This window comes from Hominimerdicola intestinalis (assembly GCF_054655215.1).
In genome coordinates this window covers 61,061-83,773 of record NZ_BAAHNZ010000001.1, presented here as the reverse complement: position 1 = coordinate 83,773, position 22,713 = coordinate 61,061, and the positions used below count along the sequence as shown (strand labels likewise).

Sequence of the window (22,713 nt, the reverse complement as noted above, 5' to 3'; positions counted from 1 at the left end):
AGGCTTTAAAAAATTAAAGGACGCTTCCGATATAAAAATCAAAAGCGTCCTTGCGGTATTAAGGGAAGCGTTTTTTATCCAAGAGCAACGTCCAGTATCATCATCATCAGAAAGCCTACCATAACGCCTATAGTTCCGAGATGTCCCGACCCCAAATGTGCCTCGGGAATAAGCTCCTCTACTACAACGTAAAGCATAGCGCCTGCGGCAAAGGCCAGAAGCCATGGAAGCAGCGCAGTTACCTGACCCGCTATAAGTACGGTAAGAACTCCGAAAACAGGCTCGACGATACCTGAGAGCGAACCGTATAAAAAAGATCTGAACCTTCCGATCCCGCTTTGTCTTATCGGCAGGGCTATAGCCGCACCCTCCGGTAGATTCTGAATTCCTATACCTACAGCGAGAGCTACAGCCGCCGCTAAAAGCTCGGGACTGTTACCGCTTGCGGCAAGAGCAAAGGCAAGACCTACTGCCATTCCTTCCGGTATATTGTGAAGCGTAATGGCAAAGATAAGCAGTGCGGTTCGTTTAAGCCCCTGCTTTACTCCGTCAGATCGGTCAAGTCCGGGGTGAAAATAAGGAAGCAGCTTATCAAGTCCCATAAGGAACAGTATTCCGATTATAAAGCCACCTGCCGCCGGGACCCAGCCTATCATTCCCATCTCCTCCGACTTTTCTATCGAGGGGATAAGCAGCGACCATACCGAAGCCGCTATCATTACTCCTGCGGCGAAGCCGAGAAATACACGCTGTATTTTATCTGAGGATCTGTCGTTCTTAAAGAAGAATACCACTGCGGCTCCGAGCGTAGTCATTGCAAAAGTAAAGCCCGTTCCGCCCATAGCAAGTAAAATTCCGTTCATACACCTTATTCCTTTCAGCTATTAGCCGAACCTGTATTCATAGATCTGTTAAATAATAGCGTCTTTAAATTATCTGTAAACACAGGTTCTGTATATTTATGTCATTTTGCTTTGACATACTACACTATATTCCTGCCGGCCTGTTCGGGTTCAAAAAAACGGGTCACAATAAATTAATAAAAAAATCCGCCGAAGCTATTGACAAACGGCTGATTATATAGTAATATATGAACAGATGAACATATGATAAACCGTAGGCATATAAGGAGAAATTATAACAGGCTTTTGGGACAGAATGGCGTTTGCTTATGATTCTGCTGAAGCCGAGAGGGATCCTGATCGTTCCCGTTTTTATAGCTGAAAACGCAGGACATCTCGGTTCTTTTATTCTCCGGTTCATGGAACGGAAGTAAAATTGATAGCAGGAACCTGTCAGCCTTTGTTTATATCAAAAAAACAGTATAAAGCATAGCATAGGTTATAAAAATACGGTAAAAACAAACAATAAACAGGGAGGTGAACGCACGGAGAAGCGGCAGGCTTTTATGTGCGGTAATATGAACGAACAGCAGAGGGAGGAGTTTCTTTGCCTTCACCAGGACGTTGTTGACAAGGTAACGGAAAAAATGCCGCCGGACGAAATACTTTACGATCTGGCGGAGCTTTTCAAGGTATTCGGCGATACGACCCGTATCCGTATTCTTTACGCACTTTTTGAATCGGAGCTTTGCGTAAACGATATGGCACAGCTTCTGGGACTGAGCCAGACCGCGGTTTCACATCAGCTCAGGGTGCTTAAAAACAACAAGCTCGTAAGGTTCAGAAAGGAAGGGAAAATAGTATTCTATTCCCTTTCGGACGACCATGTAAGAAGTATAATCGAAACCGGAATGGAGCACGTTGAGGAATAGGGAGTAGCGGAAAGAAAATCAATATACAGATATTTTTGAAAGGGTGTATTATTATGAAAAAGGTATTCAAGCTTGAGGATCTGGACTGTGCCAACTGTGCTCAGAAGATGGAGAGAGGGATCAGGAAGATAGAGGGTGTAGAGGATTGTACGGTAAGCTTTATGTCGCAGAAAATGACTCTAACAGCTGACGACGAAAGGTTTGATTCAATATTAAAGGAAGCGGTAAAGCTGTGCAGAAAAATCGAGCCTGATTGTGTAATAGTGATAAAGTAGATCAAAAACGGCTTCGGAAGGGTGATTTATTTGAACAGGAAACAAAAGAAAACGCTGATAAGAATAATTGTCAGCGCTCTGCTGTTGGCGGCGGCGGGTCTTATACCGTCGGAGGGCATAGCAAGGCTGGCGGTATACGCAGTTCCCTATATAGTAATAGGCTGGGACGTTTTATGGAAAGCGGTGCGGAATATTGCTCACGGTCAGGTATTCGACGAGAATTTTCTAATGGCTATCGCTACTGTAGGCGCGTTTGCGACAGGTGAATATCCTGAGGCGGCGGCAGTAATGCTTTTCTATCAGACGGGAGAGCTTTTCCAGAGCTGTGCAGTCGGAAAGTCCCGAAAGTCTATAGCAGGTCTTATGGATATACGCCCCGATTATGCAAATATTGAAAGGGACGGTCAGCTGGTTCGGGCGGATCCGGAGGAAATAAATATCGGCGATACTATTATTGTAAAGGCGGGAGAAAAAATACCTCTGGACGGAATTGTAACAGAGGGCAGATCGGCTGTTGATACGGCGGCGCTTACCGGAGAAAGTCTGCCGAGAACGGTATCGGAGGGGTCTGACGTAATAAGCGGCTGTATAAACCAAAGCGGTACGCTTAAGGTCAGGGTAACAAAACCGTTCGGCGAATCGACGGCGGCAAAGATACTTGACCTTGTTGAAAATTCATCGGCAAAGAAAGCAAAGGCTGAAAACTTTATTACAAAATTTGCAAGATACTATACTCCGATCGTTGTAATATCGGCGCTTTTGCTGGCGCTGGTACCTCCGCTTGCCGCAGGAGCAAGCTGGTCGGAGTGGATCCACAGGGCGCTTATATTCCTTGTGATCTCCTGTCCCTGCGCTTTGGTAATTTCCGTTCCGCTGAGCTTTTTCGGAGGAATAGGCGGCGCAAGCAGAAAAGGAATACTTGTCAAGGGCGGGAATTATCTCGAGGTTCTGGCAAGGTCGGAGATAGTAGTTTTCGACAAAACAGGGACGCTTACCAAGGGAGTATTCAACGTTACGGCAGTACATTCCGATGAAATTTCCGAAAGCAGGCTTATCGAGCTTGCGGCATATGCTGAAAGCTATTCGACGCACCCTATTGCAGGCTCGATACTTGAAGCGTATGGAACGGATATTGACGGCACGAGAATCTCTTCTTCGGAGGAGATCTCCGGCTGCGGCGTAAAGGCGGTAATAGACGGAACTGAGGTATGCGCCGGAAACGGCAAGCTGATGGAAAGCATAGGTGTAAGCTGGCATCCGTGCCATAGGATAGGAACAACGGTGCATATTGCAGTTGACGGAAGGTACGCCGGTCATATCGTTATTTCCGACGAGATAAAGGAAACTGCGCCTCAGGCGGTCGCGGAGCTGAAAGCAAAGGGGATACGAAAAACGGTAATGCTTACCGGAGATTCAGGAGAGGTAGGAGAGGACACTGCAAAAAGACTTGGCATAGACAGCGTTTATACGCAGCTCCTTCCGGCAGATAAGGTAGAGCGGGTGGAAAAGCTGCTGAATGAAAAAAGCCGAAGAGGAAAGCTGGCCTTTGTCGGCGACGGTATAAACGACGCTCCGGTACTTTCACGGGCGGATATAGGCATCGCTATGGGCGCTATGGGTTCGGACGCAGCGATCGAAGCGGCTGATATTGTTCTTATGGACGACGACCCGAGAAAAATTGCCGAAGCAATTGATATTTCAAGAAAGACCCTGAGGATAGTAAAGCAGAATATTATCTTTGCCCTTGGAGTAAAGCTTGCCGTTCTTATTCTGGGCGCGCTTGGAATGGCTGATATGTGGGAAGCGGTATTTGCAGATGTAGGAGTATCGGTAATAGCTATCCTCAACGCTATGAGAGCGATGAAGTCGCCGCAGCCGACGAAGGTACGACTGTCGGATAAAATTCAGAATTGAAGGGAGAAAGGGAAAAATGTATTTCAAACCGTATTCTCGGAAAGTTTATTATTATGAAACGGACAGAATGAATATTGTTCATCATTCAAATTATATACGATGGCTGGAGGAAGCCCGTATCGACCTGCTTGACCAGATGGGCATAAGCTTTCCGGAAATTGAAAGCCGTGGGCTTCTGATCCCGGTGCTTTCGGCGGAATGCAGTTATAAATACCCGTTAAGGTACGGCGATACGTTTGAAATAAGCTGTAGGATAGACAGCTTCAACGGCTGTAAATTCGGACTTTCGTATGAGATAATGAATGTTTCCTCCGACAGGCTGTCGGGTACGGCAGCATCTTCTCATTGCTTTACAGATACGCAGCTTCGGCCGTTAAGGATCAAAAAGCAGTATCCGGATGTATATCAGGCGTTTAAAGAGGCAACAAAATAAAAAGGCGGAATGAACTGTCGGTTCATTCCGCCTTTTTTGTGTATCATGTTCATAACCGTCATATTATTACATTCCATAATATATGGAAACATTATTTCTATATTGTAGAAAATACACAAATATAGCCATGGTATTTTGTAGAGATTTATGTCGTTTTTTGCTTGAAAATATAAACCTTATATGGTACAATTATTAAGCAAATATGTGTTCAGAAATAAATTTTGTGTATTTCAAGGCATTTATTCCTTGAATTATTTTTCTATATATGAGATAGAAAACTTGAGTTTCCATAATAATATTGAAGAGGAGACAGAATATGAAAATAAATATAGCGCTGCTTGAAAACGACAGTATATACTCGAAACGGTTCGCTGATTGCTTTAATAATATGTATCCGGATAAATTCACGATCTTTATTTTCGATACGGCAGAAGCCCTGCAGGCGGAGGCGCAGTCATTGAAAATAGATATATTGTTAATATCTACAAGCTATGACGCAGCCGAAACAGGACTGAAATGCCCGGTATTATATTTTGTAGGGGACGCGGATATAGACAGCTACCGTGGTTATAAAGCCATATGTAAATTTCAGAAGGCTGAGCTGATATATAAGCAGCTGCTGGATCTTTATTCGGAATTTAATAATGATATTATTTCCCTCAAAAACAGACAGTCGGGAATCGGTGCAAAGATTTTGGCTTTTCAAAGTCCGGCAGGAGGTGACGGAGCGTCTACAGCTGCGGCAGCCTGTGCGGTAAATCTTGCAATGAGCGGAAAAAGAGTCCTGTATCTTAATTATGAGGAATTGAATTCGACAGATATGTTTTTTCGGGCAGACGGTCAAAGCTCGTTTGACGAAGTTATTTACGCGGTCAAAAGTCATAAAAACAATCTTAATGTTAAGCTTGAAACCGCATTGAAAAGAGATGAATCGGGGGTTCTTTTTTACTCAGGCTGCAAGACTGTACTTAATATGGTTGAGCTAAGCGGTGATGAAAGGATAGAACTTATCAATGCATTAAAGTGTTCTGGAAAGTATGATTATATAGTTCTTGATTCCGATTATAGATTTGACGGCATTTTCTTTGAAATACTTCAGCTGGCGCATAAAATAGTATACGTCAGCAGCGGCAGGGAGCTTTCATTGCATAAATTAGGCGAGGCCTGTAAGGCTTTGAGGATCTATGAAGAACAGAATGAGATCAATTTATCCCAGATGATCTCTGTCATATACAACAAGTTTATAAACGGGGTATCAAAAACGGCTGAGCTGCCGGGAATTAAGGCAGCCGGCGGAATACCGGCCTTTGAAAATGCTTCAAGCAGAGAAACAATGTTAAGAATGGCACAGATGAAGCTTTTTGATAATATTATACAATAAACGGGAGAAGCGGCAAATGAACGAAGAAAATAAAGCTAAGATGATTGGCGAGGTAAAGCAGCTTGCAATAGATAATTTACAGCTTTCTAATTTATCTGACGAAGAGCTGGAGGAGGAAATTGAAAGGCTTGCGGCACGGGTCATAGGCAACAATTATGTACCTATCGAGCAGAGAATAGATATAGTTAATCAGGTTTACAGCTCTATCAGGGGATTGGGTCTTCTTGATACGATAATGAGCGACGATTCGATCACAGAGGTTATGATAAACGGCGCCGATAATATTTTTATAGAAAAAAACGGACAAGTTGTAAAAACTGACGAATGCTTTGAGAGCCAGAGGCGTCTTGAAGATATAATACAAAGAATAGTCGGAATGGCAGGCAGAGAGGTCAATCAGTCTAATCCTATCGTTGATACCAGACTTCCCGACGGTTCCCGCGTAAACGTTGTGCTGCCGCCGATAGCGCTATGCGGTCCTACAGTTACTATAAGGAAGTTTTCAAAACAGCCGATGACTATTGAAAAGCTTATTTCCTACGGCTCGATAACCAGGGAAATAGCGGACAAGCTGGAGCTGCTTGTCAAAGCAAAGTATAATATTTTTATCTGCGGAGGAACAGGTTCGGGAAAGACTACGTTCCTTAATGCCTTATCAAACTACATACCTAAGGACGAGCGTGTAATAACTATAGAAGATTCCGCAGAGCTTCAGATAGAGGGGGTAGCTAACCTGGTAAGCCTGGAAACGCGTAATGCAAACGCCGCAGGGGCAGGCGCGGTAACGATACGGGACCTTATAAAATCCTCACTGAGAATGAGACCCGAAAGGATAGTAGTAGGAGAGGTAAGAGGAGGCGAAGCGCTGGATATGCTTCAGGCCATGAATACCGGACACGACGGCTCTCTTTCTACAGGACACGCTAATTCTACAAGAGATATGCTCAGCCGTCTTGAAACAATGGTGCTTCAGGGGGCAAACGGTCTGCCGCTGGAGGCTATAAGGCAGCAGATAGCTTCCGCTTTGGATATTATTATCCATTTGTCCAGACTGAGGGATCACTCAAGAAAAACAATGGAGATCACGGAGGTAGTCGGATACAAGGACGGCAAGATCGAGCTTAATCCTCTTTATGTATTTGAAGAGGACGAGAATACTTCGCTTACCAAAGTATCGGGAAGCCTGAAAAGAACGGCGAATCCGATGAAGAATACATTTAAGCTTCAGCTTACCGGTATATATGAAACAATATAAACCTGACCGAGGGTTTTCAATGAAAGGATAATTATATTCTGATGAAAAAGAAGGAAAAGATAAAAAAAGAGAAAAAGAAAAAGGAAGTTTATATTGAAAAGCACGGGCTCCTGGGAAATGCCGACGATTACAATGTTTATCATATGAGTGTGCCTGACCGTTTTGCAGGTTATATGATCGGAGCATTGGGGGCTGCGGCAGGAGCATATATATTTTTCGGATCTGCTATGGCAAGCGTTATATTCGGAGCAGCAGCCGGTTTTTTCTCAGTAAAGAAGTACAAAGGACATCTGCTGGACAAGCGAAGGAAAAGTCTGCTTCTACAGTTTAAGGATCTTCTTGAATCCCTAAATAATTCGTATTCCGCAGGCAGGAATACGGCGGATTCATTTTACGGAGCAAAGACCGATCTGGAAATGCAGTACGGAGAAGACGCAGATATTGTTAGAGAGGTTGCTGTAATTAATTCCGGAGTACAGAATGGTTTTAACATAGAGGAAATGCTTCATGATCTTGGAGTACGGAGCGGTCTGGAGGACATTACGAGCTTTGCTGATATATTTGAAGTATCCAACAGACTGGGCGGCGATCTTAAAAAGGCGGTAAGCGAGAGCTATGATATAATTGCGGATAAAATTGAGATGGAAATTGAGATAAATACGCTTGTAGCGTCCGGCCGCAACGAACTGAATATTATGGCGGTCCTGCCATTTGCGGTAGTAATGATGATGAACGCAACTTCTGATACAGAAACCGGAGGGTTTATTAACGTTGCTGCCAAATCAGTGGGAATTATTATGATATTGATCGCATATGCGATAGGGCTGAAATTAACAAAGATAAAAATATAAGGGGGGATAGCTGATGAGCTTTACCGCTTCATACGCTATGGCAGGCGCAGGAACGTTATTCGCGCTTTTCTGGTTGTTTGTGTATTTTAAATATATGCACAGCTTTAAAGACGTTATAGACGCTATAGACAAGAAAAAGTATATGCTCGGCGAGCTTTATTTTATAGGTTTCGGAATTATAAAGCTGTTTAGAATAAATATAAAAAATAAAAAAGGCAGGAAGAAGATAAAAGAGATAGGTGAGATATACGGCGATAAATACGCAGAATTTTATTATTATATCGTTACAGGAGGAGGAATTACATATTTCGCAACTATTCTTCCCCTCGGATTTTTTATCGGCGCTATAGCTAACGATACAATAGTATGCCTCCTTGGAGTACTTGCTTCCCTTCTTCTGATGTTTTATCTTTACAGCGACATAGATAAAAATGTAAGCGGAAGGCGCGAGGATATATTAAACAGTCTGCCTCAGGCGCTGTCAAAATTTACGCTTTTAATAAATGCTGGACTTATAGTAAGAGAGGCGTGGCAGAAGACAGCGTATACAAATTCAGGGCCGCTATACGAAGAAATGCAGAACGCCTGCATTGAAATGGACAACGGCGTTTCAGTACGCCAAGCGATAAATCACTTTGCTGAAAGGTGCGCTGTAAAGGAAGTCAGAAAGTTTGCCAATTCGGTAAATCAGAACATGGAAAAGGGCGGCGGAGAATTATCCAAGACATTAAAGGAGCTAACAACTGTCAGCTGGGAAGAAAAGCGAAGCAGGGTAAAAATAAAGGCAGCAGGCGTAGGTACAAAGCTTATGTTTCCTTCTATGATAATTTTCGTAGGAATCATACTGATGGTTGTGGTGCCGACGTTTGCAAATATAAATTTTTAGGGGGGTGAAGAATATGAGTAAAATAAACGATTTGATGATAAGGGCATATTTAAAGGCAAACAGAAAGGTCAATGATATCATAAGCGACGAAAGAGGAGAAGTCAATATGATCGCAATTATTCTTATCATAATTGTAGTTATCGGTCTGGTTGCGGTGTTTAGAAGTAGTATTGAAGAAGTTATTGATCTCCTAATCAATAAGATAAAGGACGCAATAAAGGCTATGGATTAATGCTCTGTAAAAACAGTAATTTAAGCTTACCTGGAAACAGTTCACAGAGTATATGCTGTGAACTGATTCGAGATAAGCGCTTAGGTTAGGGGGAGTTTGGTATAAAACATATCAGAAACGAGAACGGCGCTGTTCCTATAATTGAAGCGGCGCTTGTTTTTCCTACTGTATTTTTTGCTCTGTTTTTTCTGCTTTATTTGGGAATGTACGTTATGCAGAGCGTTATGATGTATACTCAGGCGCAGAAGATCGCCACGGTTGCCAGCAAGGAGCTTGCTTTGCCGGGATACCAGATAATAGGCAACAGTGCAGCGGAAACGCCGGCAGTTGATTTTAAGGACAATACGTTGTTTACCGAAAATAACGTAAAAAGCATATATGAACACGAAGCAAATCTGTACCGTTATCTGACGCTCGGCGATCCTTTAGAAGATAATTCGGAAGAGCTTGAGGAATCATTGAAAACTTTGATTTCAAACATAAACATAATAGAGGAATCGGATATTACTTGTAATATCAGCGCTGATAATTATTTTTTAACTCAGGAGGTTCAGGTCGAGATAACTAAGAAAGCTGAGATGCCTAGTTTTTTCAAAATACTTCAGATCGATGGTATTACTGCGGATCTGACTGTAAGGGCTTCCGCCGCAAACAGCAACGGAGCGGAATTTGTGAGAAATACCGATATAGTATATGATTTTGTAAGCTTTTTAAGTGAAAAGCTTCACATATCGGATAAAATATCAAATCTGGTTCAAAAGCTCAAGGACACTCAAAGCAATCTGATGTAATGACGTAAGGGGAGATAAAATGAAGATCAGAAAAAATATTCAGGGAGCAATATCAATTTTTCTTATTTTGATAATGATCCCTATGTTTACCTTTGCCGGTGTTATAGTTGATCTGTCGAGAATGTCGTCCGCTCAGATAGTGCTTTCCGGAGCAAGCGATCTTGCTATGAATGCGGCGATGTCGGATTATAACAAGGTTTTAAAAGATGTATACGGAATTTTTGCTATGTCCGGCTCAGATGAGGAATTGAACGACAATCTAAGGCGGTATTTTGAAAATTCTTTGAGTAATATCGTTGATCTCGAAACCAGCGATTCTTATACCAGAGATTACATGAACAGTCTTTGCAGTTGGTTTACAACGGCGGGAAGCGAAAGCGATGCCGACTTTGATTCCCTTCTTCAGATAACAGATCAGTCGTTTAATGCAAAGTATGTTAAAGGCTCTCAGGTTTCGTCGGTACCGGTGCTGAAAAGGCAGATCCTTGAATATATGAAGTACAGAGCGCCTGTAAGCATGGCAACAACGCTGCTGTCAAAGTTCGGAGGCTTTTCGGGCTTCAGTCAGCAGAGCAAGGTACTTAACAATAAGGTCAAATATGAAAAGGCGCTGAGTGCGCTGGAAGACCCTTGCATGAACGCATATCAATCAATAAAGACTGCCAGGGATTATCAGTATACGTCAAGCGGATCAAAGGATATTCAGGATTATATCGGCGAATACAACGCCGCTGTTGACAGTGCAAAAAGCAACTATAAGCAGATAAGCTGGATCATGGTAGTTTTAGCTCAGCTTGAGGATAATCAATGCGGCACTTCTTTTGACAGTAACGGTTCTGTATATAATGAAATAATAGCCAAGGCTCAGGAAGTAGCCGACAATGATAAAAAGGAATTTGAAGAGGCTGCTAAGGCTGAAGCTGATTCAAAGACAGACAGCACCAGCAGCGGGGAAGAAACTCCGCCGCCGGAATATTCACCCGACTGGCGGGAGATTTTCTACAGGCAGGTCACGGAGATATTCAATCTGGAAAGCGTAAAGGATAAGGCAGGCGTAAATTACTGTACTTTTTCTGAGGACGGAGATTTATGGACCTTCCAATATTACGAATCTGATTCTAATATCAAGAAGTTTGCCGACGATATAAAAGCAAGAAGCGATCAGATAGATTACGGGGACTGCTCAAAGGATACCGCCAAGAAAGTAATGCAGCTTCAGAAGGATATTAACGATTGGGTCAAGGAAAACGAGGACTATATAAAAGTTCTGCTTTCAGTTGACGCATATTTCAACAGCTTTTCTTCGGAGCATTCGGACGCATGGAATACGATAATAGGCGAGAACGATAATATAGTAGCATTTATAAGAGGCATATATAACAAAATAATTGAAGTATCCAATAATGTAAATAAGTATACCGATACCTGCACAGGCAGGGTCAACAGTCTGGCTTCAGCGACATACTCTTTAATGAATACGGTTTACAACGATACGCATACGCAGTTGCTTAATTATAAAAGCGCAGTTAAAAATATGGAAACGGTAATTGAAGGTATCGAGACTGCGGAAGAGGCCGGAAACAGCTGGGAGGAGAGTATTGATAAAGTAAAAGACGCAGGAACTAAGCAGACTATGATGTCAGATTACAAGGGTTCTGCCGAGCTTATGAAAAAGGCTGAGGCTGAGAAGCTGAATGATAATGTTCTGGAGATTAACAAGGAGTTTTTTAACGGACTTGAAGAAAAGATCACCGGAATTGAATTCTGCGGCAATAAGCTTTATAATACGTCCGGCGATTTCATAAGCAAGTATAAGAAGGCAAAGGCCGTTCCGGATAGTATTGATTCCTTTGAGAAAAAGGGCGATTCTATTTATTCGGATAAGTTTAAAAATCCGTGGGGAAATGATAAAGCAGGAGAAAGCGGATTTATTACGATCCTGGACGATATGCAGGCTTCAAAGGACGAGAATCAGAAATTTTTCGGTTATCTCTGCGAAATATGCGGCAATAAGGAAGACGCTGATTCCAGCAAGGGCGAGGAGCATACCAAGAATAAAGACAGCCTGCTTGAATACGGAAAAACTGAAAATGCGGAGAAGGCTTCGGGTACCGACTTGCTGTCGGGGGAGAGTAAAAGCCTTGTACAAGGAGATTTTCTGTCGGGGTCGATATACGAAGCTATTCTTAATTCCGAGGAAAATTCAGAAGCGATAGACAAGGGGCCGGCTAAGGATATTAAAGACGATGATAACGAAAAGGTTGCGGATAATGCGGGCGAAATGTCCGACGGAGCTTCGTCGTTTCTTGAAAAACTGAGCAATATTGCAACGGAAGGCAGAGATAAGACTTATCTGGTTGAATATATGACGAAAATGTTCAGCTGTTATACGACCAACGCCGTTACCTCTGATATGAAACAGGATAAGGACGGCAATATTCAAAACGCTGAACAGTATATAGAGCAGACGCTGAGCGGAATTAAGCTCTGTCCTGAAAATAACGTATATTACGGGGCGGAATGTGAATATATTCTATGGGGTGACACAAATCCCGAAAACTGTATCAGAAACACAAAGCTGCTATTGTTCGGAATAAGGTTTGCGCTGAACTCTATTTATGCGTTTACCGCTCCGGATATTCAGTCTATGACGTTTCAATGGGCGTTTGCAATAGCCGGCTGGACCGGTTTTGGAGTTCCTATCGTTCAGACCGTTCTTACGCTTGCGCTTTCTGTAGCAGAATCTGTTTGCGACGTAACCGCCCTTTGCAGCGGCGAATCCGTACCGATATATAAGAGTGCTTCGACGTGGGTAATGTCACCGGGAAATATAGTTAAGGAAGCAATTGAAGATGTTGGAAAGAAAGCAGCGGAGGTTGCAAGCGAAAAAGTAACGAATATTTTTGATAAGATTCAGAATTGTGCAGATGACGCTGTTGATGATATGACAAAAGCCGTTGAAGATTATATAGATAAAATGATTGATGATATTAAGGGTCAAATTAATGCCAGTATTATAACACCTTTACAAAATAAAATAAAAGGCATATTAAATAAGATTGACCAAAATTGGTCAGATGGTTCAATAGTTGAAAAAGAATTAAATGATTTTTTAGATGAACTTAACAATAGTTTAGGTGTTGATGAAGATACAATAATTCACCAGTGTCAGAAAGAAGCAGTAAAGTGTGTAAAAGAAAAAACTGCCATAATAAGTAGTGATATTTATAACGAAACAGTTGCTTCTACAAATAAGTCCATAGATGAAGCTGTAAAAAAAGTCAATACATCTATAAATGATATTACTAATAATATTAATGGAAAGGTTGATAAAATAATATCTGAAGCAAATAAAGAGTTAAAAAGTAAAGTTGATGGGTATATAAACAGTGGAGAGGAAAAGGTCAAGGAAAAAATAAACTCCGCCCTAACCGACTATTCAACAAAAATCGCAGGAAGCTTCCCTGAAAATAAAGATGGGACAAAAGGATCAAATTCAACAAATGCGAAGTCAGCAATGCTAAGCTTAACATATAAGGAATATTTATATGCCTTTATGATGGTGGGAATGCTGGGGAAAGAAGAAAATATGGTAGCAAGAACGGGACAGCTAATACAGCTGAATATGAGCCAGGGATTAAAGGAGGAGGATCTAGGAGACGAAAACTTCAATCTGACCGAGTCGTACAGTATGATATCAATGTACGCATGTGCAGAAGTAGGAGCAACGTTTATGGGAATGTTCAAGCAGAGTACATCGGAAAACGGAGAAACGGAGTATAAGCTTGATTACAGCCTGAACGGAAGAACGACAAACACAATAACCTATAACGGAATAACCGGGTATTAAAGGAGAATTAATTATGAATATTAAAAAGGCAGCGGCAGTAATATTATCAGTAACAATTGCGTTGGGAATGGTATCCTGCAAGGGAGATAAGGAAGAAAGCAGCAAAAGCGAAAGCAAGTCAAACAACGGAAATGTAAACACGGAAAGTGTAAGCGAAAGCAGCAGTACATCGGCTAATGAAGAAAGTATAGCCGATTCTGTTGAATCCAGTTCTGGTAGCCAAGAGGAAAGTTTGGGTGATGTTTCTGACTTAGATGATGAGTATCTTATACAAAATAATTACAGTGGAGCTTGGCAATACGAAAGAAATACTATCTTTGGGAGTGAATTTGTTTCACCGTCTGTTGGTTTGGGTGCAGTAAGATATGAAGATTCTAATTTTAAAATGCTGTTTTTTGAATTAGTTGGTATTCACGATTATTATGAGGATATAAGTTTTGATAAAGATAATAGTTCTGATTGGGTTAATAATTGCTATACACCATTTATAGAAATATTAGATAGAACAAGTCAATATCGTTTAGATGATTCAGAGAACACAATAGTTTTTAAAAATCAGGAAGAAGTAAAAATAAATGGGGTTAAATTTATTAAGTTTGATGGATATTTTACAGATTCAGATATAGGAAAAGTGAATATAGCCGGATATATTACAGTATACCAAAAGGATGGGGTAGAAATATATGACGATCCAGACGTAATTGGGTTTATGACAACGTTAAAAGATGGTGAAGAGGGTCAGGAAAAGTTAGACGAATATTCCAGACACGCCGCTGAAACGTTAACCTTTACTGAGTAATTGTTAGTTAAAAAACATAATATCCCCTTTTGAAATGCAATAAGGGGGTATTATGCCTAGACTTCACCGGGTATTAAAGGAGAATTATTATGAATATCAAAAAGACAGCGGCAGTAATTTTATCAGTAACAATTGCGTTGGGAATGGTATCCTGCAAGGAAGATAAGGAAGAAAGCAGCAAAAGCGAAAGCAAGTCAAACAACGCAAATGTAAACACGGAAAGCGTAAGCGAAAGCAGCAGTACATCGGCTAATGAAGAAAGTATAGCCGATTCTGTTGAATCTAAAAATGAGAGCGAAGATGAAAGCAAGGATACTTCAGACGGCAATAAGGATATGGAATATAAAGTTTCATCTCATTTTTATGGCGAAAACGGCGAATGGCAATATGAATTAAGTCAGAGGTATTTCTATACAGACACGTTCTCAGAATATGGAAGCGTGTATCAGGAGACAGCTTTTTCAGTGGATTCACCTGCGTTTTTTGAAATATATGGAGTGCGAGATAATGGAATTGAATTTGATGTAGACAATAGTTCAGAATGGTTAAATAACTGTCATATGTTTTTACTTAACTCTATAGATTCTTCATATCAGTACGAGGTAGAGATAACCGAAGAAGCGTTGGTTATCGAAAACCAAGAGGAAAAAGAAATAAACGGAATAAAATTTATTAAGTTTAACGGATATTTTACAGATAATGAAGCCGGAAAGGTAAATTTAGTAGGATATATAACAGTAACACAGTGTGACGGTGACGATATATTTAATGAGCCGGACGCTATAATATTTATGGCAACTCTCCAGGATGGATCTGAGGGAACAGATAAATATGACGAGCCGATAAAGCAGGAATTACTTGAAGAAGTTACCACCCACGCCGCTGAAACGTTAACCTTTACTGAGTAATTGTTAGTTAAAAAACATAATATCCCCTTTTGAAATGCAATAAGGGGGTATTATGCCTAGATTTCACCGGGTATTAAAGGAGAATTATTATGAATATCAAAAAGACAGCGGCAGTAATATTATCAGTAACAATTGCGTTGGGAATGGTATCCTGCAAGGGGGATAAGGAAGAAAGCAGCAAAAGCGAAAGCAAGTCAAACAACGCAAATGTAAACACGGAAAGCGTAAGCGAAAGCAGCAGTATATCGGCTAATGAAGAAAGTATAGCCGATTCTGTTGAATCTAAAACTGAGAGCGAAGATGAAAGCAAGGGTACTTCAGACGGTAATAAGGATATGGAGTATAGGATTTCATCCAGCTTTTATGGTGAAAACGGAGAATGGCAATATGAATTAAGTCAGAGGCATTTCTATAAGATATCAGGTAATAATTTTGGTATCGCCTATACCGAAACTACTTGTTCAGAAGAGTATCCGGTGTTTTTTGAAATTTACGGTATACACAACCAGGAAAATGAAATAGTATATGATTTAAATGATAGTTCAGAATGGCTAAGTAATAGTCATATGGCTTTAGTAGAGGCAATTGATTCAACAATAAACTATAAGGTTGAGGAATCCGAAGAAGCATTGGTAATCGAAAACCAAGAGGAAAAAGAAATAAACGGAATAAAGTTTGTTAAGTTTAACGGATATTTTACAGATAATGAAGCCGGAAAGGTAAATTTAGTAGGATATATAACAGTAACACAGTGTGACGGTGACGATATATTTAATGAGCCGGATGTTATAGGATTTATGGCAACTCTCCAGGATGGATCTGAGGGAACAGATAAATATGACGAGCCGATAAAGCAGGAATTACTTGAAGAAGTTACCACCCACGCCGCTGAAACGTTAACCTTTACTGAGTAATTGTTAGTTAAAAAACATAATATCCCCTTTTGAAATGCAATAAGGGGGTATTATGCCTAGATTTCACCGGGTATTAAAGGAGAATTATTATGAATATCAAAAAGACAGCGGCAGTAATATTATCAGTAACAATTGCGTTGGGAATGGTATCCTGCAAGGGAGATAAGGAAGAAAGCAGCAAAAGCGAAAGCAAGTCAAACAACGGAAATGTAAACACGGAAAGCATAAGCGAAAGCAGCAGTACATCGGCTAATGAAGAAAGTATAGCCGATTCTGTTGAATCTTTAGTAGACAGTCAAGAAGAAAGTCTTGATGATTCTGAAAGTGAAGTTGAATATACTGTCAAGGGTAGCATTGGAGATAAATATGAATACGAATTAAATCAAATCTTTTCACGTTCATCGTATACCTCTGGTGCTGGATTAGCATTTGCTCAAGCTATTGAGGGAAAGGAATATGCTACGTTTTTTGAAATACGTGGTATACATGATGATTATCAAGATATAAGTTTTGATATAAATGATAGTAGCCAATGGTTAGATAAATGCATAAAGCCGTTTAAAGATATTTTTGATAGATATCCTTATTATGATATAGAAGATGTGGAGGAAGCAGTATTTATTAAAAGTAAATCTGAAGAAAAGATAAATGGTAATAATTTTATCAGATTTAACGGTTTTTTCAATGATGAAGAAGTGGGTAAGATGAATTTTGCAGGATATATAACAGTTTATCAAAATGATGAAGCTCAGTTGATATATAAAGAGGCTGACATATTAGGTTTTATGGCGGTGCAAAAAGCAGATGTTGGAGATATTGACCAATTAGACGAATATTCCAGACACGCCGCTGAAACGTTAACCTTTACTGAGTAATTGTTAGTTAAAAAACATAATATCCCCTTTTGAAATGCAATAAGGGGGTATTATGCCTAGACTGCCGACAAAAAATGATAAAAAACTCCGCCCTAACCGAATATTCAACAAAAATCGCAGGAAGCTTCCCAGAAAATAAAGATGGGACAAAAGGATCAAATTCATCAGTCGTACAGTATGATATCAATGTACGCGCGTGCAGAGGCAGGAGCAACGTTTATGGGAATGTTCAAGCTGAGTACATCGGAAAACGGAGAAACGGAGTATAAGCTTGACTACAGCCTGAACGGAAGAACGATAGGGGAAATGACCGGTAGTTACTGATAAAATATTGAAAATGAGGTGAGATTTTATGAGGAAGCTTAAAGAGCAGTACGGCTCGATCATGGTTGAAACGGTTTTGGTATTGCCGCTGTTTATGGCAGGCTTTCTTGCTATTCTCATGCTATCGAATACAGTGAGAGCGCAATGCAATGTGCAGTATGCTATAGACCAGACCGCAAAAGAGATCTCACAGTATTATTATGTAATAAATAAGCTCGGGTTAAATACACAGGACAGCGAAACTCCTGAGGAGGCTGTAAAAGCAGATGAATTTATCAAGTCCCTCAGCGAGTTTCAAGGCTCTGTAAGCGATGCAGGCAGTGATATAAAAACCTCTGATATAAATTATGAAACTCTTGAACAGGATATATCGGATATTTACGGAAAACTCTCTGCTGATTATGAATCGGTGAAAAGTGCGGGTAGTCAGATGTCTGCAAAATTCAAAAATCTTGCCAAAGATCCGATGGGGCTTGTATCCTGTATGGCGGCAATGGCAAAAAGCGGTATTCAGAACGCCGCAATAAGCAGATTTATCGCTCAGCCGCTGTGTAAAATAATTTTACCTAAATATATAACTCACACCGGCGACGCAGATGAAACATTGGAAAATATGGGGATTTCAGGCGGAGTTGACGGAATTGATTTCGGACTTTCGACATTTGCGGCAGACGGAAAAACGGTAAATGTCGTTGCCGTGTATAAGATAAAGCCGCTTGGTTTCGGATTTTTGGATTATGAGTTCAATATTAAGCAAACTGCAAGTACGGCAGTTTGGGGAAGCAACGTAACTCTGGAAGACATCAAGAAAAAGGAAGCCGAGAAGCCGTGGGCGATTGCAAATAATATTTACCGTGGAGAGTTCTTTCAACAGCTGATAAAAGGTCAGTTCGAGGATCAGGTGCTTGAGGATGGAGGTAAAATACATATGTATTTTAGGGATAAGTCATCCGGTTTGATCGCAGGTCGGGATATTCCGGCAAACAGCTTTGTACGAGTTCATTCGCTTAATATTTACTCTGCGTCTTATTCCACGTTAAAATCAGACGGCAAGTATGAATACACTAACAAAAACAAATCAAGTATAAAGTCGAAAGTAAATAGCTATGCAAAAAATCTTAAAAGCGAGTCCGCTAAGGTGGGAAATAAAATAGCTATGAAAGACGGAGAAATTGTATATATTCCTTCCCCGGCGGAAATGGAGCGCAATAATGTGCTGTTTATGGTAGCTCCGGCTGACACCGACAGCGAGGGCAAAAAAGTGCTCAATGAAATTGCAGAGCAGGTCAAGGAGGAAACGGGCGTAACTGTATACTGGACCTACAGATATAATACTCTGGAAGAATAAAGATCTGAAAGGAATTTTGATATTTTGATTTTACAATATGTATTTAATGTGCTTGTGTCGTGTGGCCTTGCCGCTGCCGGAGTTTTGTATCTTGACTTTTTCAGCTTTGGTAAGACTGAGAAAAATGTATTGCTTATATGCAGGCGCAATAAAAGACTGCTTATAATTACGGCTGTATTTTTTACTGTATTTACATATTTAAGCACAGCTTTCGCTATAAAAAGAGGATATACCGAATACAGTCTTCTAAGAAATCTGTTTTTTATCTATGCGCTGTATGTTCTGTCAGTTACGGATATAAGGAAAAAAATAATACCGAATAAAATAATTCTGTTTATTTTCATTATTAGATTTGTTTTTCTTCTGGCGGAAATATATTACAACAGCGAAATGGTTTCCCTTGTTTTGAAAAATGCGTTTGTAGGCTTCCGTCAATTGATATACCTACATAATCGGACTGATCGTCTTCCGCAAACAGAACCGTCTGACTTCCGCCCTCCTGTGCGTACGCCGTAAAACCGTGCATCAGAAAAATGCAGGGTATAAGTCCAAGACATACCGCTAATCCCTTCAGTTTCATAAAAACACTTCCCTCTCTTAACTCCCCGGCCTATGATCCGGGCTGTCGTGTGTAATCCTTTGCTTTCCTTTTTCTGAAGATCATAAATATCAGAAGTATTTCCGCCCCAATTCCGAAAATACTTACCGTGATCCCTCTTGAAAGGTAAGGATATTTCATCTCAATAACTGTCGTTCCCTTGTTTACTTCAAGCAGATTGTTTACATTTCTGATCTCCTGATCGCTTGTGAATGTGTCCTGATAGGCTATAGTCGTGTTAACGCCGTCCTCGGGTGAATCAATAACGATCCTGTTCCCCTCGTAGGTTATGTCAATATCAACTCTCTTTCTTATCGGAAGTCCTCCGCTTTCTAGGTTCATAATGGAATTAAGAAATCCGTAAACCTCTGAATCGTCGGAAGTAATAGCATGGTACAGAAGATTAAAGCCTATAAACGTTATATTTTCATTGCCCTTTTTGCCGATAAAATCAAGCTTCTCGTTTTCAAACCAAGAATAGCCTAGAGATCTATCAAGATCATTCAGATAAACAGTATTCCACTGTGAATACTCCTCGGTAAAATCTCCGCTCTCTATCCTTCTGTTCTCAGCGTACAGATCGGGATAGCTTTTGTTAAAGGTAATAGGCTGGGCGGATACACCCATAAAGGTCATTCTTGTAGTCAGCGGATCAGACGGGATATTGCTCATGTCTATATATATATCAACTCCGCTTTCAGCAAGACTGTTAACAAGCTCCTCCGCCGCATTCTTATCCCTGTAGAAAAATCCGGAAAGGTAAAGCTTTTCGTAGCAAGCAAGTTCCTCAAAGCTGTAATCGTCAATATAATCATAATCCCCTGTGCCGAAGTAAGGGAAAAGCTGAGGAACTATAGCCGACGTAGTTCCGACCGCAAGGCCGCCGTATTCGGTAACTACGCCGAAATTACCGTCAGCGTAAAGCGAGTACATTATACTTTTATCGCTTTCTCCGGCAGGCTTATATCCGAGCCTTGAAGCGCTAAGCTCAAGCGCAGAATAGTCCCTGATGTAGCTTTTGCTGAAAATAACGGTATCTGCTCCCAGCTCTATGCTTCTGTCAAATATAAAATCATAGCTTTCGTTTTCAAGCGCTTCGTTTATACGGACGATATTGTCAGCCGTAGCCGCACCCTGCCACGCCCAGCCGAATACATAAGGCGTTTTATTTTCCAGCGTTCCGAACGCATACGACGGCATAGGGCCGAAGGTGCTGAGATCCATAAGCGAGACCCTCTGCTTGGTTATCTCCTTTGCCTGCTGAAAAAGATATTCGTTCATGCTCTGCGCCATATCTTTCTGAGTTGCAGGAATATTCATCTTCTGATCATATTCCTTTAAATTCAGCGACGGAATACAGTCAAGCGCAATAAGCAAGCACATTGCCGCAAGCAACGGCTTTTTCAGCCTCCTCCATTCAAGTAAGCCGATAACAAAAAGCGCATAGCCGATAGGAGCGAAACGCCTTATCCAGAAAAGCTGGCTGAACGGTATCTTCTGAATAAGAGGCGTAAGGGCGGTCGTCGTTCCCGCAATTACTATTAGTATCGAAGCGAAGCCCGGCATAGCCCTGCGGTTTGAAAGGATCAGACCCATAACCGCAATTACCGCAATACTTAGTCCGAAATAAAGCTCCGTTACCTTTCCGTCAAGCCGCAGAAACGGGTTGAGCGAAACGGTGAGTTTTGCCGCGAGCGAAGCCATAAGCTCGGAGTTTCCTCCGGAGTCCATTGAAGTTATTCCTCCGACAAGCGACGGATAGACCCAGATACCTGCGGCTGCAAAAGAAAACAGCATTGCAAGAATGCACTGAACTGGTCTTGCCCAGCTTCTGTTCGCGGCGGCGTAAATAAGCATAAATACAAAGGTTCCTACGCCTATCATAGCCGAGATCATCAGATGACCCAGTACCGCCGTTATCATCAGCGCAATAAGCGGAAATATCATTCTTCTGCGGTTATATGCCGTAAACTGCCATATACAGTAAAATATAAGCGGTATCAGCATTGTTATAAACATTCTCGGAAGATTTCCTTCTCCGAAAAATACTCTGAGATTGTCCGGAAGAAAGAACCATATAAACGCCATAAACAGACCCAGCGCCGGTCTGCCCAGCTTTCTTCCAAAAAGCAGCCAGCCTGCTCCCCCTATAACAAAGCTCGCCCAGATAAAGCCGAGGTAAGCCTTTATAACGCTTCCGCCCGCAATAAACTGGAGCAGAGCCATAAAGTAATATGGCATAGGCGGCCAGTAGCGGTAAGGCTGAAGCCCGTTGTACCAGTATTCGGTAAAGAGCGGATACAAATTGCCCTGCTTTAAGCTGCTGTACATAAGGTCGGATTTGAAAAGATGTCCGTGTATATCAAGTCCGAGAGGATAATACCCCGAAGCTTCAACACATTTCATAATTACAAATCCGCCGAAAATAAGCAGCGCCAGCGAAAACCAGAAATATCTGAATGAAGCCGGTCTGGCGGATTCATTGACCAATGCCTTAGGCTTTGTTTCTGCCTTTTCCTCCGCTTTTACAGCCGGCTCTGACGAACCTGCGTCCTTGCTGTATTCGGCTTCAGCAGTCTTTTCACTGCTTTCTGCGGAAAACTCCATTATCTCCGCTGCGTTTAAGATCATGTCTTTCTTCTTAGCGCTTATATCCATGTTTTTAATGGTAAACACCCTGTTGGCGCTCTCGCAGGCGTCTATTCGGCAAAGCTCATATCCGTTTTCAGCGCAGGATTTTGCTATCTCGGCAAAAAACTGTCTTGCAAGATTTTCTACCGTAGGCTTTATCTCATCAAAGGGAGGAGTATCATTGAGGCATACTCCGCTGTATTTCTTTACAGCCTCTCCTGCAATAGCCTCCATTTTTCCGAAAGGAGCAAAACCGTCCCTTTTGCTTATGTATACGGTAAATTCAAAGGTATGACTGTGCGCCGAGCCGTTTTCGGCAGTACGGTGTGAAGCGTTTATTTTAAAGGTAAGTTTATATCCTTTGAATCTCATTCAATTCCTCCGAAAAAGTTTTCTGAAAGATTTAATTTAACGTGTTCGATACTGCAATCAATCGTTCATATTCAACATAATTATATCATTGCTTTTGTGAAAAATCAAATTTTAAATTTTAATATTTTATCCTATATCTTATGCGATATAAAGCCTGTTTTTCCATGGTTTATATATAATTTACGGCTATACAGGCATTGTTTGCCGTTAATTAATTGTTTTATTTATTAATTAAATTTATTCTTCACATTATAATTGATGTTTTTTCTTTGTATCCGAAAATTTGATTTACAATTCTCACT

At 41.1% G+C, this 22,713-nt stretch carries 19 protein-coding genes; 17 read left to right on the top strand and 2 right to left on the bottom strand.

Annotated features, from left to right (window positions below; all coding sequences use genetic code 11):
• Positions 1 to 74: 74 nt before the first annotated feature.
• Entirely contained in the window at positions 75 to 863 is a 789-nt protein-coding gene (locus ACYQ0H_RS00370; protein ID WP_459810847.1) for a ZIP family metal transporter, read from the bottom strand.
• 545 nt (positions 864 to 1,408) lie between these two features.
• On the opposite strand from ACYQ0H_RS00370, the gene ACYQ0H_RS00365 reads away from it, so the two are divergent.
• The 17 genes from ACYQ0H_RS00365 to ACYQ0H_RS00285 all read left to right on the top strand — a co-directional run bounded on the left by ACYQ0H_RS00365 (position 1,409) and on the right by ACYQ0H_RS00285 (position 19,326).
• On the top strand, positions 1,409 to 1,774 hold the full coding sequence (locus tag ACYQ0H_RS00365) for an ArsR/SmtB family transcription factor (protein WP_459810846.1): 366 nt from the start codon (positions 1,409 to 1,411) through the stop codon (positions 1,772 to 1,774).
• A gap of 53 nt (positions 1,775 to 1,827) precedes the next feature.
• A complete protein-coding gene (locus tag ACYQ0H_RS00360) occupies positions 1,828 to 2,049 on the top strand; it encodes a cation transporter (protein ID WP_459810845.1) in 222 nt (73 codons plus the stop codon).
• A gap of 30 nt (positions 2,050 to 2,079) precedes the next feature.
• Positions 2,080 to 3,963 (top strand): heavy metal translocating P-type ATPase, encoded by a 1,884-nt coding sequence (locus tag ACYQ0H_RS00355; protein ID WP_459810844.1) that lies wholly within the window; start codon positions 2,080 to 2,082, stop codon positions 3,961 to 3,963.
• Positions 3,964 to 3,979: 16 nt separating this feature from the next.
• A complete protein-coding gene (locus ACYQ0H_RS00350) occupies positions 3,980 to 4,396 on the top strand; it encodes an acyl-CoA thioesterase (protein WP_459810843.1) in 417 nt (138 codons plus the stop codon).
• Positions 4,397 to 4,712: 316 nt separating this feature from the next.
• A complete protein-coding gene (locus ACYQ0H_RS00345) occupies positions 4,713 to 5,777 on the top strand; it encodes an AAA family ATPase (RefSeq protein ID WP_459810842.1) in 1,065 nt (354 codons plus the stop codon).
• A 16-nt stretch (positions 5,778 to 5,793) separates the two neighbouring features.
• Complete coding sequence (locus ACYQ0H_RS00340; RefSeq protein WP_459810841.1) at positions 5,794 to 7,032, top strand: CpaF family protein; 1,239 nt, start codon at positions 5,794 to 5,796, stop codon at positions 7,030 to 7,032.
• A 41-nt stretch (positions 7,033 to 7,073) separates the two neighbouring features.
• Complete coding sequence (locus ACYQ0H_RS00335) at positions 7,074 to 7,883, top strand: type II secretion system F family protein (protein WP_459810840.1); 810 nt, start codon at positions 7,074 to 7,076, stop codon at positions 7,881 to 7,883.
• A 13-nt stretch (positions 7,884 to 7,896) separates the two neighbouring features.
• Complete coding sequence (locus ACYQ0H_RS00330) at positions 7,897 to 8,769, top strand: type II secretion system F family protein (protein WP_459810839.1); 873 nt, start codon at positions 7,897 to 7,899, stop codon at positions 8,767 to 8,769.
• Positions 8,770 to 8,782: 13 nt separating this feature from the next.
• The gene (locus ACYQ0H_RS00325) at positions 8,783 to 9,001 is read left to right on the top strand and encodes a Flp1 family type IVb pilin (protein ID WP_459810838.1); all 219 of its coding nucleotides are present in this window, start codon (positions 8,783 to 8,785) and stop codon (positions 8,999 to 9,001) included.
• Between the two features lie 212 nt (positions 9,002 to 9,213).
• Entirely contained in the window at positions 9,214 to 9,792 is a 579-nt protein-coding gene (locus ACYQ0H_RS00320; protein WP_459810837.1) for a hypothetical protein, read from the top strand.
• A 19-nt stretch (positions 9,793 to 9,811) separates the two neighbouring features.
• Entirely contained in the window at positions 9,812 to 13,642 is a 3,831-nt protein-coding gene (locus tag ACYQ0H_RS00315; protein WP_459810836.1) for a DUF5702 domain-containing protein, read from the top strand.
• Between the two features lie 13 nt (positions 13,643 to 13,655).
• Entirely contained in the window at positions 13,656 to 14,441 is a 786-nt protein-coding gene (locus tag ACYQ0H_RS00310) for a hypothetical protein (RefSeq protein ID WP_459810835.1), read from the top strand.
• Between the two features lie 89 nt (positions 14,442 to 14,530).
• Positions 14,531 to 15,349 (top strand): hypothetical protein, encoded by an 819-nt coding sequence (locus tag ACYQ0H_RS00305; RefSeq protein WP_459810834.1) that lies wholly within the window; start codon positions 14,531 to 14,533, stop codon positions 15,347 to 15,349.
• A gap of 89 nt (positions 15,350 to 15,438) precedes the next feature.
• The gene (locus ACYQ0H_RS00300) at positions 15,439 to 16,263 is read left to right on the top strand and encodes a hypothetical protein (protein WP_459810833.1); all 825 of its coding nucleotides are present in this window, start codon (positions 15,439 to 15,441) and stop codon (positions 16,261 to 16,263) included.
• A gap of 89 nt (positions 16,264 to 16,352) precedes the next feature.
• Positions 16,353 to 17,138 carry a hypothetical protein gene (locus tag ACYQ0H_RS00295; RefSeq protein ID WP_459810832.1) on the top strand — a complete coding sequence of 262 codons (786 nt, stop codon included), beginning with the start codon at positions 16,353 to 16,355 and terminating at the stop codon, positions 17,136 to 17,138.
• Between the two features lie 352 nt (positions 17,139 to 17,490).
• Complete coding sequence (locus ACYQ0H_RS00290; RefSeq protein ID WP_459810831.1) at positions 17,491 to 18,810, top strand: TadE family protein; 1,320 nt, start codon at positions 17,491 to 17,493, stop codon at positions 18,808 to 18,810.
• Positions 18,811 to 18,858: 48 nt separating this feature from the next.
• Complete coding sequence (locus tag ACYQ0H_RS00285) at positions 18,859 to 19,326, top strand: prepilin peptidase (protein WP_459811219.1); 468 nt, start codon at positions 18,859 to 18,861, stop codon at positions 19,324 to 19,326.
• Positions 19,327 to 19,420: 94 nt separating this feature from the next.
• Here ACYQ0H_RS00285 and ACYQ0H_RS00280 read toward each other — a convergent pair whose 3' ends face one another.
• Entirely contained in the window at positions 19,421 to 22,411 is a 2,991-nt protein-coding gene (locus ACYQ0H_RS00280) for a 6-pyruvoyl-tetrahydropterin synthase-related protein (protein WP_459810830.1), read from the bottom strand.
• Between the last annotated feature and the right edge of the window lie 302 nt (positions 22,412 to 22,713).